The organism is Streptomyces roseicoloratus, from assembly GCF_004117935.1.
Classification (GTDB): Bacteria; Actinomycetota; Actinomycetes; order Streptomycetales; family Streptomycetaceae; genus Streptomyces; species Streptomyces roseicoloratus.
Window position 1 is genome coordinate 1 of the sequence record NZ_SDOY01000115.1, and the last position, 13,773, is coordinate 13,773.

At 73.8% G+C, this 13,773-nt stretch carries 14 protein-coding genes; 8 read left to right on the top strand and 6 right to left on the bottom strand.

Going from position 1 to position 13,773, the window contains the following annotated elements; translation table 11 throughout:
- Positions 1 to 634: 634 nt before the first annotated feature.
- Positions 635 to 1,561: a DUF3027 domain-containing protein gene (locus ESG85_RS14975; RefSeq protein WP_128979462.1), complete on the bottom strand. Its 927-nt coding sequence runs from the start codon at positions 1,559 to 1,561 to the stop codon at positions 635 to 637.
- A gap of 618 nt (positions 1,562 to 2,179) precedes the next feature.
- Between ESG85_RS14975 and ESG85_RS14985 the strand changes: the two genes are divergently transcribed.
- From ESG85_RS14985 to ESG85_RS15000, 4 genes are all read left to right on the top strand, one after another.
- The gene (locus ESG85_RS14985; RefSeq protein WP_246095040.1) at positions 2,180 to 3,565 is read left to right on the top strand and encodes an MFS transporter; all 1,386 of its coding nucleotides are present in this window, start codon (positions 2,180 to 2,182) and stop codon (positions 3,563 to 3,565) included.
- A 102-nt stretch (positions 3,566 to 3,667) separates the two neighbouring features.
- Positions 3,668 to 4,150: a DUF2771 domain-containing protein gene (locus tag ESG85_RS14990; protein WP_128979466.1), complete on the top strand. Its 483-nt coding sequence runs from the start codon at positions 3,668 to 3,670 to the stop codon at positions 4,148 to 4,150.
- Between the two features lie 8 nt (positions 4,151 to 4,158).
- Positions 4,159 to 5,082 (top strand): futalosine hydrolase, encoded by a 924-nt coding sequence (locus ESG85_RS14995; RefSeq protein ID WP_246095042.1) that lies wholly within the window; start codon positions 4,159 to 4,161, stop codon positions 5,080 to 5,082.
- 3 nt (positions 5,083 to 5,085) lie between these two features.
- Entirely contained in the window at positions 5,086 to 5,952 is an 867-nt protein-coding gene (locus tag ESG85_RS15000) for a 1,4-dihydroxy-6-naphtoate synthase (RefSeq protein ID WP_128979468.1), read from the top strand.
- A gap of 110 nt (positions 5,953 to 6,062) precedes the next feature.
- Here the strand turns inward: ESG85_RS15000 and ESG85_RS36615 are convergent, their stop codons facing one another.
- Positions 6,063 to 6,446, bottom strand: coding sequence for a cold-shock protein (locus ESG85_RS36615; protein WP_031073201.1), 384 nt, complete (start codon positions 6,444 to 6,446; stop codon positions 6,063 to 6,065).
- Positions 6,447 to 6,668: 222 nt separating this feature from the next.
- Between ESG85_RS36615 and ESG85_RS15010 the strand changes: the two genes are divergently transcribed.
- On the top strand, positions 6,669 to 6,959 hold the full coding sequence (locus ESG85_RS15010) for a hypothetical protein (RefSeq protein WP_128979470.1): 291 nt from the start codon (positions 6,669 to 6,671) through the stop codon (positions 6,957 to 6,959).
- On the opposite strand, the gene ESG85_RS15015 is transcribed toward ESG85_RS15010, so the two are convergent.
- Complete coding sequence (locus ESG85_RS15015; protein WP_128979472.1) at positions 6,947 to 7,576, bottom strand: HAD family hydrolase; 630 nt, start codon at positions 7,574 to 7,576, stop codon at positions 6,947 to 6,949. The genes ESG85_RS15010 and ESG85_RS15015 overlap by 13 nt on opposite strands.
- 98 nt (positions 7,577 to 7,674) lie before the next feature.
- A complete protein-coding gene (locus tag ESG85_RS15020; RefSeq protein ID WP_128979474.1) occupies positions 7,675 to 8,595 on the bottom strand; it encodes a hypothetical protein in 921 nt (306 codons plus the stop codon).
- Between the two features lie 41 nt (positions 8,596 to 8,636).
- Between ESG85_RS15020 and ESG85_RS15025 the strand changes: the two genes are divergently transcribed.
- Positions 8,637 to 11,267, top strand: a complete 2,631-nt coding sequence (locus ESG85_RS15025) for a helicase-associated domain-containing protein (RefSeq protein ID WP_128979476.1) — start codon at positions 8,637 to 8,639, stop codon at positions 11,265 to 11,267.
- Between the two features lie 405 nt (positions 11,268 to 11,672).
- Here the strand turns inward: ESG85_RS15025 and ESG85_RS15035 are convergent, their stop codons facing one another.
- Positions 11,673 to 11,867 carry a hypothetical protein gene (locus ESG85_RS15035; RefSeq protein WP_128979480.1) on the bottom strand — a complete coding sequence of 65 codons (195 nt, stop codon included), beginning with the start codon at positions 11,865 to 11,867 and terminating at the stop codon, positions 11,673 to 11,675.
- Positions 11,868 to 12,153: 286 nt separating this feature from the next.
- Here ESG85_RS15035 and ESG85_RS15040 point away from each other — a divergent pair, with 286 nt between their 5' ends.
- Positions 12,154 to 12,747: an XRE family transcriptional regulator gene (locus tag ESG85_RS15040; protein WP_246095043.1), complete on the top strand. Its 594-nt coding sequence runs from the start codon at positions 12,154 to 12,156 to the stop codon at positions 12,745 to 12,747.
- Positions 12,748 to 12,819: 72 nt separating this feature from the next.
- Here ESG85_RS15040 and ESG85_RS15045 read toward each other — a convergent pair whose 3' ends face one another.
- A complete protein-coding gene (locus tag ESG85_RS15045; RefSeq protein ID WP_128979482.1) occupies positions 12,820 to 13,227 on the bottom strand; it encodes a hypothetical protein in 408 nt (135 codons plus the stop codon).
- 166 nt (positions 13,228 to 13,393) lie between these two features.
- Here ESG85_RS15045 and ESG85_RS15050 point away from each other — a divergent pair.
- On the top strand, positions 13,394 to 13,773 hold a 380-nt coding region (locus tag ESG85_RS15050; RefSeq protein ID WP_164986195.1), incomplete at its 3' end, for a transposase family protein.

A 13,773-nucleotide genomic window follows, 5' to 3' on the forward strand; every position in this document is an offset into this window, starting at 1 on the left:
GCGGGACGATTGCCCACACGGAGGTGTGCGACACCCCCACCGCACCGCCAGGCGCGAGCCCATACGGGACGGGGCACCGCCACCGCACCGCCCCGCAGCCGCGCACGGGACGGGCACCACACCCCACGGCACCGCCCCGCCGGGCGCGGGCTCACACGGAGGTGTGCGACACCCGCACCGCACCGCCAAGCGCGGGCCCACACCGGGGCACCGCCACCGCACCGCCCCGCAGCCGCGCACGCGCACGGAACGGGGCACCACACCACGGCACCGCCCAGCCAGGCGCGGGCTCACACGGCGGGTGCGACGATCGCACCGCCCAGCCCGGCGCGAGCCCATACGGGACGGGGCACCACCACCGCACCGCCCCGCAGCCGCGCACGCGCACCGAACGGGGCACCACACCACGGCACCGCCCAGCCAGGCGCGGGCACACACAGCGGGTGCGACGACCGCACCGCCCAGCCCAGCGAGAGCCCACACGGAACGGGGCACCACCGCACCGCCCCGCCAGGCGCGTCCCCCCGCGGCGGAGGGCACCGTCACGGCCCGCCCCGCCGGGCGCGGGCCGCGTGGTGGAGGGTCGGCGGGCCGGGGTGGGTTACGAGTGGCCCGGGTCTTCCGAGGGGGTGGGTTACGAGTGGCCCAGGTCTTCCGAGGCGTCAGGTTCCGTCGTCGAGCCCGAGTCCTTCGCCGGGCGAAGAGGGAAGGCGTCGGCGGCCATCGAGTCCAGAACCGGCGGCGCCGGACGCGGCGGCTTCGGCATGACCGCCGCCTCCGAGTGCCCGCCGCAGCCGTACGCGAGCGACACGACCCGGCCGTCCGCCGGGGAGAACTCGTTCGCGCACACACCGAACGCCTGCTTCAGGGACCCGGCCATCGGCACCAGGAAGGCGCAGGACTGGCAGCTCGCCGGCGCCGCCTGGGCCATCGGCGTCTTCGCGCCGAAGGCCTCCTCCCAGCGGTCCGCCGCGACGTGCAGGCCGTAGCGCGACAGCACCCGGGCCCGGCGCATGCCGAGTTCCTCGGCGACCGCCGTGATGGCGCCGCGGGACGGCGTGCGCGAGGTGAGCTCGGCGTCCTCCTCGTCGAGGTGGTCCACCATCTCCTCGGAGACGACGGAGTTCGGCGGCGGCGCGTCCTCGCCCGACCAGCCGGGCTCCAGGCGCAGGTCGTCCTGCTCGGTCGGCAGCAGGTCGCCCGGCCCCATGTCGCCGGGCCGCAGCCGCTCGCTCCACGGCACCCACTCGGGCGCGAGGAGCGCGTCGGAACCGGGCAGCAGGACGGTTTCGTCCAGCGTGACGTTCTTCGCGCGGGAAGCCCGGGTCACGGTGACCGCCCACCGCCAGCCGCGGTAGCCGAGTTCCTCGCACTCGAAGAAGTGCGTGACGACCCGGTCGCCCTCGGCGACGACCTCCACGTGCTCCCCGACCACGCCGGGCGCGGCGGCCTCCTCGGCCGCCTCCCTCGCGAGGTCTACCGCCTCGGCGCACAGACGGTCCGGGGTACGCGTGGCTCGCGGGGTACGCGGGGTACGGCTTCGCGTCGTCGCAGCACTCACAGGTCTCGCTTCTCTCCTACGCCGTCTCACGGGTGCGCCGGCCGAGGAGCGGGAGCTAGCGGGAGCGAAGTCCCGGGCGGTGGTACGGAGCGGACCAGAGGGCCGCATCGACGTCCACGCCCGACAAGTCTCGCGTGCTTCTCGCGCGTCTCGGGCACACCTATCGTCATCCATTCTGCGGGATGCCGAAGAGGCGCGCGGCCGAGAACATCCGCCGGTGGCGCGCTACGCACGCTACCCCGTTCGCAGCGCTCCGCCCACCTGCGCGCCCCAAGTGGCCCGCATCGCGGACCCCGGAAGCCCTCCGCCGACGGCCCTCGGGCGCCTGAGCGAGGGCACACGGACCCTGCCCAAGTCTCCCCACGACAACCCACGACAACCCACGGCCACCCGCCCGCAGCACCGAGCACCCGGCACTCAGCACCCGTCACTCAGCGCCCGGCACCGGGCACTCAGCACCCATCACTCAGCGCCCGGCACCCGGCACCGAAGGCACACCGCCCCTCCGCCCCCAGCCCCTCCAAATGACGGCGCACCGCCCCCGTCGCGAGCCCGCCCCCGCGGCGCGTGGGCCGCGTCAACGGTTCGTACGACCTGCGCGTGGGGCACTATGACGGAGTGGCAGCCGCACGGTCTTCCGCACGATCCCACGATCATGCCGGGCCGCTCAGCCGAGCGGGCCGGAGGTTCGGCCGCGCCCTGCACCTGCCCTTCACCGGCACCGCGAGGGGCATCAGGAAGGCCACCCACGCGCACGGCGCGGGCGAGTCGGGGCTCGGGAAACTGATCGAGCTGCACGCCGTCAACGGCGCCGGCGACGTCATGATCACCGTCGCCCTCGCGTCCACCGTCTTCTTCTCGGTGCCCACCGACGAGGCGCGCGGGCGGGTCGCCCTCTACCTCGGCATCACCATGCTGCCGTTCACGCTCCTCGCGCCCGTCATCGGCCCGCTCCTCGACCGCGTCCCGCACGGCCGCCGCGCGGCCATGGCGGCCGCGATGCTGACCCGGGCCGTGCTCGCCGTCCTGATGTCGGGGGCGGTCGCCACCGGGGGGATCCAGCTGTACCCGGCGGCGCTCGGCGTCCTCGTCGCCTCCAAGGCGTACGGGGTCGTGCGCAGCGCCGTCGTACCGCGCCTGCTCCCGCCGAACTTCTCCCTCGTGAAGGCGAACTCGCGGGTGACGCTGGCCGGACTGCTCGCCACGGGCATCGCCGCGCCCGTGGGAGCCGGGCTCCAGCAGATCGGCCCGGGCTGGCCGCTCTACGGGGCGTGCGCGCTGTTCCTGCTCGGCACGTACTGGGCGCTGCGGATGCCGCCCAAGGTGGACTCGGCGAAGGGTGAACGGCGGGCCCACCTGCTGACCCACGGCGAGAAGAAGCCGAGCCTGCGGACGGTCGGCCCGGCCGTCCTGCACGGCCTCCAGGCGAACGCCTCCCAGCGCATGCTGTCGGGTTTCCTGATCTTCTTCCTGGCGTTCCTGCTGCGGGTGCACCCCTTGCCGGGGCAGAGCGCGGCGGTGTCGCTCGGGATGGTGGCCGTGGCGGCGGGCGTCGGCAACGCGTGCGGCACGGCCGTCGGCTCGCTCCTGAAGGACCGGGGCCACGGGCCCGAAGTGATCATCGCCACGATGGTGACGACGGTCCTCGCCACCGCGATCTGCGCCGCGGTCTTCTTCGGCGGCCTGATGGTGGCGGTGCTCGGCGCGGTGGCCGGCCTGACCCAGGCGCTGTCGAAGCTGTCCCTGGACGCGCTGATCCAGCGCGACGTTCCGGAGTCCGTGCGGACCTCGGCCTTCGCCCGTTCGGAGACGGCGCTCCAGATGGCCTGGGTGGTGGGCGGCGCCATCGGCATCTCACTACCCCTGAACGGCACGGTCGGCATGTCGGTCGCCGCGGGCATCCTGACCCTGGGCGCCTCCCTGTCCGTCCGCGGCCTCCTGACGGCCGCCCGCCGCCGGCCCCGCAAGGACCGCGGCGACCAGCAGAAGGCGAAGGCGCCGTAGGGGCGGGTGCGCGGCGGTCGGGGGCCCGGTACGGGCCAGCCCCGGCGCGGCACGCCGTACCCCCGCGTGGCGTGGGCGCGACGGCCCGATAGCCTTCGGCTCATGACCGTTGCGTTCCTGACCCGTAAGCGCCGCCGGGCCGCCGTGGCCCTCGGGGCCGTCTCCGCCGGGCTCCTCGTCCTCTCCGCCTGCGACAAGCCGTCCCCCGTCGCCACCGTGACGGTCGGTTCCTCGTCCGTGAACTCCGAGGCCGCCTGCTACGACGAGGACGGCCTCGCCGACAAGGAGATCACGGCCTGCCTGAACAAGAAGGCCGGCCAGTCGATCTCCGCCGACATCTCCGACAAGATCCGCTTCGGCGTCGACCCGGAGGTCGCCGAGAAGGGCTGGACGATCTTCCTGAACGGCACGAACGCCGAGCCGGAGCCGTTCAAGAAGACCTACCGGACCATCCCGGCCAGCGCGTTCTTCGCCAGCCAGATGGGTGAGTCCACGGACAAGACCCAGGTCGCCATCGTGGAGACCAACGCCGACAACAAGAAGGTCGTCGGCATCTGGTCCTTCGAGCTGAAGAAGCAGGACTGACTCCGGCCTTGATCTGCCGGATCCTCGTCGTGACGGCCGTGGCGGCGGAGTCGGACTCCGTCGCCGCCGGCCTCACGACCGCGCGTCCGGGCCCGGACGAGGGCCTGGACGCCGACACGGGTGCGTACCCGGACGCAGGCCAGGGCGCGGGCGCCGGCCCGCAGACGGGCATGGACACCGGCCCGGGCACGGACACAGGCGCCGCCCCGGAAGCGGGCCCCGGCACCAGCCACGGCACCGCCACCAGTCCAGGCACCGGCCCCAGCGCCTCCCCCCTGCCCGGCGGCTACCTCCTGCGCCACCACGGCCGTACGAGCCCCGTCGACGTCCCCGTCGACGTCCTCGTCGGCGGCGTCGGGCCCGCCGCTGCCGCCGCCGCTGCCGCGACGGCGCTCGCGTGCGCCCACGCCCAGGGCCGCCCGTACGACCTCGTCGTCTCCGCCGGCATCGCCGGCGGTTTCCTCCCGCACGCCCCGATCGGGACCGTCGTCGTGTCCGACGCCGTCGTCGCCGCCGATCTGGGCGCGCAGACGCCCGACGGCTACCTGGCCGTCGAGGAACTCGGCTTCGGACGGTCGGCGCACCCGGTGGCGCCGGAACTCACCGGAGCCGTCGCCAAGGCCCTCGCGGACGGCGGGCTGCCGCACGCCGTCGGGCCGGTGCTGACCGTGTCGACGGTGACCGGCACCGCCGAGCGGGCCGTCGAACTGGCACGACGTCATCCCGGGGCCGTCGCCGAGGCCATGGAGGGCTTCGGCGTGGCCGAGGCCGCCGCCGCGTACGGCGTGCCCGTCGTCGAGATCCGCGCCGTGTCGAACGCCGTCGGCCCCCGCGACCGCGCCGCCTGGCGGATCGGCCAGGCCCTCGACGCGCTGCGGCGCGCCTTCCAGCTGATCGGCCGTACCGTGTTCACGGAGCCGGAGGAGTCCTGAGTCGTGCCCAAGCTGAAGATCGCCTACTCGCCCTGCCCGAACGACACCTTCGTCTTCGACGCCTGGGCCCACGGCCGGGTCACGGGCGCCCCGCGGCTCGACGTGACCTTCGCCGACATCGACCTGACCAACGGGTGGGCGGAGCGCGGTGACGCCCCGTACGACGTCCTGAAGGTCTCGTACGCAGTGCTGCCGTGGATCCTCGACGAGTACGCCCTGCTGCCCTGCGGCGGCGCCCTGGGCCGCGGCTGCGGCCCTCTGGTCCTCACCCGCGAGGCGACGGGCGGGGCGGGCGACCCGGCCGAACTCGCCGGGAAGACCGTCGCGGTGCCCAGCGAACGCTCGACGGCCTATCTGCTGTTCCGCCTGTGGGCCGCCGACACGGTCCCCGGCGGCGTCGGCGAGGTCGTCGTCCTGCCGTTCCACGAGATCATGCCGGCCGTGCGCGACGGCAAGGTGGACGCCGGGCTCGTCATCCACGAGGCCCGCTTCACGTACGAGAACTACGGTCTGCACGCGCTCGCCGACATGGGCGAGCACTGGGAGCACACCACCGGCCTGCCCATCCCGCTCGGCGCGATCGTCGCACGCCGCTCGCTCGGCGAGGACATGCTGCGGCTGCTCGCCGAGTCGGCGCGGGCATCGGTCCGGATGGCCTGGGACGACCCGTCCGTCTCCCGCCCGTACGTACTGGAGCACGCGCAGGAGATGGACCCGAAGGTGGCCGATCAGCACATCGGCCTCTACGTCAACGAGTTCACCGCCGACCTCGGCGAGACCGGCTACGCGGCGGTGCGCGGGCTGCTCACCCGCGCCGCGGCCGAGGGACTCGTACCGCCCCTCGGCCCGGACGCACTGCGCTTCCCGTGAGCGTGGGAGGACGTACGGGTCGCCCGTCGCTTCCCGTGAGTGTGGGAGGACCCGTACGGGTCGCCCGCACCCGCCGGTCGCACGAGTCGTACGGGACCTCCCGTGCCGGATCAGACGTCCAGCTGGTCCGCCACCGCCCTCAGCAGGCCCGCGATCTTCTTGCCGTGGACCTTGTCGGGGTAGCGGCCGCGCTCCAGCATCGGCGTGATGTTCTCCAGGAGGGTGGTGAGGTCCTGGACGATGGACGCCAGTTCGTCGGGCTTACGGCGCTGCGCCGCGGCGACGGACGGGGTCGGGTCGAGGACCGTGACGGAGAGTGCCTGGTCACCGCGCTGTCCGGCGACCACGCCGAACTCCACGCGCTGCCCCGGCTTCAGGGCGTCGACTCCGGCGGGCAGCACCGACGAGTGCACGAAGACGTCACCGCCGTCGTCGCGGGAGAGGAAGCCGAAGCCCTTCTCGCTGTTGAACCATTTGACCTTGCCGGTAGGCACGTCCGTTCCTCGTCCTCGTACTCGATGGGTGCGCCGGGATCCCGGCCCTCTGTGGCAAACGTTCCTCGTTCGACCTCTTCCGATCCCGGGAAGGAGATCAGGAAAGAGATCAGCGGGTCACGATGCTCACCGAGACCCGCCGGCACCAAGGCTAATGGGCTGAGGCCCGGTGACAAGACGTCCCCGGTCCGTTCCCTCCGGCCTGGGAACTACCCTGGCCGAATGCATGGTGAAACCCCTGCGGCCGCGACTTCGGCCGCGACGGACGACAGCGCGCCCGGCGACGGCCTGGTGCGCGCCGGTGCGATCGTCTTCATCGTCGGCGCGGTCGCGACCCTGGTCACGGTGGCTCCGCTGTTCCTCGGAACCGATCCGTTCCCCACGGTCGCCTACCTGGTGTCGATGCTCATGGGCGTCGGCTTCCTGGTCGCCGGCGCGGGCGTGCTCCGCTCGATCGCCGCCGGCCGTCGCCGGGCCAGGGCCGCGCAGACGGCGGCAGCTCAGCCCAGGTAGCCCTCCCACCAGGGCCGGAAGTCCGTCAGGTCGTCCAGGACGACGTCCGCGCCGGCCGCCCGCAGCTCCTCGGCGCTGCACGGGCCGGTGGTCACGGCCACCGAGACGGCGCCCGCGGTGCGGGCGCCGCGCACGTCACCCGTGTGGTCGCCGACGTACACGGAGGCGCCGTGCGCGAGCAGCGCCTCCGCCTTGCCCTCCGCCCACAGGTCGCCGACGACGGCGTCCGGCTCGATGCCGAGGTGGGCGAGGTGCAGCTTGGCGTGCGGCTCGTTCTTGGCGGTGACGACGACGGTCCGGCCACCGGCCTCGCGAACGGCTTGAATCGCATCCCGCGCGCCGGGCATCGGGACGGTCGGCTCGATGGCGTGCACGCCGTAGAACTCGCGGTAGCGCGTCACCATCTCCGGCACCCGCTCCTCCGGGAACCAGTGCGCGAGCTCGTGCGCGAGCGGCGGCCCGAGCCGGGTGACGACCAGATCGGCGTCGATCGGCACGCCGACGGCGGCGGAGAAGGCCTCGTAGGCCGCCTTGATACCGGGGCGGGTGTCGAGGAGGGTCAGGTCGAGGTCGAATCCGACGGTGGGGGCGTTCGCGGTCACGGTCATGGGGGACATTGTGCCCGTGTGTGCGAAAACGCCGGCGGGCGTACGGCCCCGCCCCGCGGGCGTACGGCCCCGACCCGAGGGCGTACGGCCCTGACCGGCAGCCCGTCTCACCGCCGCCGCGACCGCCACAGCAGGAACAGCGCCGAGCCGATCGCCGCCGCCCGCAGGGTCCACGGCCACGTCGCCGCGACGGCGGCGCCCATCGCCTCGCCGCCCGGCGCCACCGCGTCGCCCCAGCGGCCCTCCACGCGGCCCCAGAGCCACACCGCACCGGCGGCGGCCGCCACACCGGGCACGACGAGCACGGCGCCGCGCCGCTCTCGGGACGCGTACGCGAGGAGCCAGCCGGCCGCGAGCGGGACGAGGGAACCGACGGCCGCGCCGACGAGGAGCAGCGCGGCGGCGATCAGGAGCAGCGGACTGCCGAGGCGCGGGCCGCGCAGGCGGGCGAACCGGCCCGCTCCTCCGGCCCCTTCGGGCCCGGGGCCGTCGTCGGCGGCGGGCCCGGACGCGCCCTGGCCCTTCGCCTCCTCCTCGTCCTCCGCCGGCGGCGGCTTCAGGAGCTCCGGGATCTCCACGCCGCCGATGAAGCCGGGAACGGCGCCGGTGTGCGCGGCCGGGCCCGTGTCGGCGTACGGGCCGACGGGCGCGCCGGTGTCCGCGGTGCCGTCCTGCCACCAGTCGGCCGTACGCGGCTCGGGGACGGCGGACGCGGCCGGGGATGCCGGAGGCGTCGTACGAGGCGTCGTACGGGACTTCCGCGGCTCTCGGGGCGCCGACGGGGGCGACGACGCGGCGGCATGCGTCCCCGGCGCCGGGGACACCCGCCCCACCACCTCGTCCGGCGTACCCAGCGCGTCGAGGATGCCCGGCACCGCCTCGCCCCGCACCTCACGCCGGCGTTCGATCTCGTCGCGCAGGCCCGACACCAGCTCGCGGCGCTCCGCCGCCGGAACCTGCCGCCGCTGCGCCAGATCGCCCACCCGGCTCAGATAGTCGAAGACCAAGCGGTCGTTCTCGTTCGCCACGGCACGACGGTAGCGCCTGAACAGGGGCTACCGTGGTGCGGATGGGGATCGGTGAGCTCGACCGGGAGGCGCACGTGCCCGAAGGAACTGGCGTCGGCGGCGCGGCGGCCGGCACCGTCGCCGCGCCGCGCACGCTCGCGGAGGCGCTGCGCGCCGGCGGCGACGAGGCGCTGGCCGCGCTGCTGCGCGCCCGCCCGGACCTGCTGTCGCCCGTCCCGAACGACCTGACGCAGCTCGCCACGCGGGCCGGGACGCGCGGTTCGGTGATCCGGGCGCTGGAACGGCTCGACCGCTTCGCCCTCCAGACGGCCGAGGCGCTCGCCGTGGCGCCGGACCCCTGCCCGTACCCCGTCCTCCTCGCCCTCCTCACCGGCGACGGGGACCACGGCGGCCCCGGCCCCGGCGGCGACAGTCCCGGTGACGGCGACAGCCCCGGCGACGGCAGCCGATCCGGCCGCCCCGAGGTCGTCGAAGCCGTCATGTCCGCCCTGCCCCGCGCCGTCGGCGTGCTGCGCGAGCAGGCGCTCGTGTGGGGCGACGACCAGCGGCTGCGGCTGGTGCGGACCGCCCGTGAGCTGCTCGCGCCCACGCCGCAGCACCCGTCGCCCACCGGGCTCGGCCCGTCGGTCGCGGAGGCGACGGCAGGGATGTCGCCGGGCCGGCTCCAGGAGATCATCGCCGCGGCCGGGCTGCCGCCGACGCACGACCCGGTGTCGGCGGTGGCGGCGCTCAGCGGGCTGTTCACGGACCGTACGAGGATGGCGGCGCTGCTCGACACGGCGCCGCCCGACGCTCTCGCCGTCCTCGACCGGCTGGTGTGGGGACCGCCGTACGGCGAGGTCACGGCCGATCCGGCGCCGCCGGTGCGCTGGCTGCGCGACCGGGGCCTGCTGCTGCCGGTGTCCACCCGGACGGTGGTGCTGCCGCGCGAGGCGGCGCTGCACCTGCGCGGCGGCCGGGCGCACCGGACGCCGGAGCCGCGCGCGCCGGAGGTGGTGGCGGCCCGCGACTACCGTCCACAGGTCGTGGACAACGCGGCGGCCGGCCAGGCGTACACGGCGCTCGCGACCGTCGAGGAGCTGCTGAAGTCCTGGGACCAGGGCGGCCCGCCGGTGCTGCGGGCCGGCGGCCTGGCCGTACGGGACCTCAAGCGGACCGCGGCGCAGCTCGACGTGCCGGAGCAGACGGCGGCGTTCTGGCTGGAGCTGGTGCACGGGGCGGGGCTGCTGGCCTCGGACGGCGAGGCGGACGAGCGGTACGCGCCGACGCCCGCGTACGACGACTGGCTCGACCTGCCGCCCGCCGAACGCTGGTCCCTGCTCGCCGGCAGCTGGCTCGCCGCGACCCGCACCGCGGGCGTCGTCGGCACCCAGGACGGCAAGGGCCGCACCCTGGCCGCGCTCGGGCCCGGCCTCGACCGCGCGCAGGCGCCGGAGGTGCGCCGCCGGGTCCTCGCGCTGCAGGCGACGCTGCCGCCGGGCGCCGCCGCCGACCGCGAGGCGCTGCTGGCCCGGCTGCGCTGGGACCGGCCGCTGCGCAGCGGCGGCACGCTCGCCGAGCTGCGCGAGCAGCTCGCCGTGTGGACGCTCGACGAGGCCGAGCTGCTGGGCGTCACCGGGCGCGGGGCGCTCGCCTCGCCCGCCCGCGCGCTGCTCAACCTGCCGCTCGCCGAGGCCGCGCCGGCGGACGCGCTCGAAGGGCACGACTGCGAGCCGTCCGTCGCGGCCTCGCGGGCGGCGACGCTGCTCGCGCCGCTGCTTCCGGAGGCCGTCGACCACGTGCTGCTCCAGGCCGACCTGACGGCGGTCGCGCCGGGGCCGCTGCGCCGTCCGCTCGCCGACGCGCTCTCCGTGCTCGCGGACGTGGAGTCGAAGGGCGGCGCGACCGTCTACCGCTTCACGCCCGCGTCCGTACGCCGGGCACTCGACGCCGGGCGCACCGCGTCCGACCTGCACGCCTTCCTGGCCGCGCACGCGCGCACGCCGGTGCCGCAGCCGCTCGCGTACCTCATCGACGACGTGGCGCGGAAGCACGGCCACCTGCGGGTCGGGGCGGCGTCCGCGTACGTGCGCTGCGACGACGACACCGTGCTCGGCGAGATCCTCGCCGACCGGCGGGCGGCTCCGCTCGGGCTGCGCCGGCTCGCGCCGACGGTCCTCGCCGCGCAGGCGGACCCGGCGGGCCTCCTGGAGGGCCTGCGGGCGATGGGCTACGCGCCTGCCGCGGAGTCCGCCGAGGGCGACGTCCTGATCACCCGCGCCGACGCCTACCGCACCCCGCCCCGCACGGCCCCGGCGCCGGTCCTCGAGGGGCCGCCGCTCCCGGACGGGACGCTGCTGAAGGCCGCGGTACGGGCGATCCGCGCGGGCGACCGCGCGGCGACGGCGGTCCGCAAGGAACCCTCCTCGCCTTCCCCGCTCGCCGCAGGCGAGCTCCCCCGCACCTCCCCCGCCGAGACGCTGGCCACCGTCCAGGCCGCCGCTCTCACCGGCTCGGCCGTCTGGATCGGCTACGTCAACGCGGAGGGCGGCGCGAGCCAGCGCGTGATCGCCCCGGTCCGCGTCGAGGGCGGCTTCGTCACGGGCTACGACCACACGGCCGACGAGGTCCGCACGTACCCCCTGCACCGCATCACGGGCGTGGCGGAACTGGCGGACGAGGACGGGGCGTAGGGGAGCGCCGCCCCTACCGCGCAGATGCGGCAGACTGGATGTTTGGCCGTGTGGCGGGCGGAGTCCGCCGGGGTGGCCGTAGCCCGTACGGAAGGGGACGCAGGAACGTGAATGGTCCGCTCATCGTCCATGCGATCAAGCCGGATGCACATACCTAGCACGCCGGGGCGGACAACGGGAAGACCTGCCCGGCCGTCGCACGGGGGCGCTACGTGCGCCTCACACTCTCCGGCGGGACCAGCCACTCACGACCCCCACCCTCGGGCCACAGGAACGCCGTAGGACACTTCCGGCGCTCGCCCGGCAGGCCGGCGGGGTCCTCATAGTCCGGAATCACGTCACGCAGGATGCCGACCCGCCCCGCGCCGTCTTCGACGCGTCGCCCGATGTCCTCGGCGGTGACCATCAGTGCCCCTCGGGGTGCCGCCGCATGAAGACGTTGCAGTCGGACACCGTAGTCATGTCGCCCCCGGCACGGGCGCGGGAGCGCACGTTGGCCAGCTCGATGCACCCCGCGCACCCCTCGACCGGGGTCGGTTCCGGGTCCAGTCGCAGCGGCAGTTCTACCGGCGGTGTGCTGTATCGCGTGGGTTCGGTCATGGCTGGAGCGTGACCCACCCTTGCGGACGTATCTGCTGCCGCACAGCGGACAGTTGAGACGTTCGACGCTAGGGTCCAAGAAAGCCCAAAAGGCCACGGCGAGGGGGTTGACTTGAACGCTGCTCTTCAGTCCGCCATGGAGGACGCAGGCTTGTCATCGCGCCAGTTAGCGTACCGGGTGGGGGTATCCGCGAAGCAGGTGGAACGATGGCTGAGCAATGCTGATCTGACACCACACGCAAGGAACCGAGCGGACGCCTGTCGGGCGCTGGGAGTGGACGAAGAGATGTTGTGGCCGAAGGCTGTACAGGAACGCGTGAAGACCGGCACCGACCGCGAGTTGGTCCACAGCTACCCGTATCGGTCCGCGTGCCCATCCACGGTCTGGACGGAACTTGTCGAGTCGGCACGCACGGAACTCTTCCTCGCCGGCTACACGAACTACTTCTTCTGGACCCAGGTACCCCACTTCGCGGACACGATCCGACGCAAGGCCGAGACGGGGTGCCGAGTGAGGTTCCTTGTGGGCGACCCGGAGGGAGAGGTGACCCGCCAACGGGAGACGATCGAGGACGTAGCCCTGTCCGTCTCCACGCGCATCAGGATCACTCTGGAGCACGTTGACCGTCTCGGCCCATTGGAAGGCGTGGAGGTGCGCGTCTCCGCCCCGCTGGACGCCATCAACCACGTGAGCCTGTCCGTGTTCCGCTTCGACGACGACGCCCTGGTGACACCGCACCTCGCCCGACTCGTCGGCCATGACTCACCCCTCCTTCACCTGCGTCGCCACAACAGCGGGGGCATGTTCGACCGGTTCGCGGAGCACGGCGAGGAACTGTGGGAGCGGGCCGTACCCCGGGACCTCGAAACCCGCGCCTGAACATGCCCGCATCACGTTGCGGCCCTTGTGGTTTCGGGGCACTCGCGCAACTTGATCGTCGGCAAGCGGTGACTACTGAGAAATGACCCACGCTGCGGGCTTGGGCGCGCCATTGGGTCCCCACACGGCCAGGACGGGCTGTTCGCTGCGGATACCAAGGAAGTCAATGGTGCCTTCGGTGCACTGCCCGGGCCTGAGGATGGTGTCCTTACTCGGAAAAGCAGTCTTGGGATCAGGGGCAACCATCTTCGTGGTGTTCACTTCGCCGCTGGGCTTGATGAGTGCGAAGAATCGCCGATAGACGGTGATCGGCATTCCGGTGGTGCTGCAGATACGAACCTTCACCTGGTCGTAGCGAAGGTCCTCATCTGCCACTTTGGGCGGCATGTTTTGCTTGTAGGCCAGCACCGCTGTCGTGCCGGTGGCCTTCGCGCCACTGTGTGTGGTGCTGCGCCACTGCCAAGCCTCGCCAAGAGCCATGGGGCCCTCTGGAGGTGCGGCGTAGGTGAGGCCGCCGCCGGCTTGCGGATCGTCAGTGAGCTCTTTCCAACCTGTCGGCCAGGAGGGGCGGTTGGTCTGACAGACGGGTGAAGCCCCTGGTAGATGGGTTTTCGACTAAGAAATCCGTCTCCACCAGAGGCTTCGTGTGCTTGTCTACCCGTCGGGCGTCGACGTGTCCAGCTCCGCCCTGCGCTTCCTGTCCGCCAAGCTCCGTCAGCGCCGCCGGGAGCTCGGTACCCGCTGGCGGCGCCTGAGTGCCGGCCGGCAGGCGCTGCTCACTCTTGCCCATCTCCGCAACGGCCACCCGTATGCCCAGCTGGCGGCCGGGTTCGGCATCGGGACGACGACCGCGTACCGGTACATCACCGAGGCCGTCGAGGTCCTGGCCGCTCTCGCGCCGACTCTCGCGGAGGCGGTCCGGGCCGCATCGTCGAAGGCGTTCGTGCTGCTGGACGGGACCTTGCTGCCGATCGACCGGATCGCCGCGGACCAGCCCTACTACTCGGGGAAGCACAAGAGGCACGG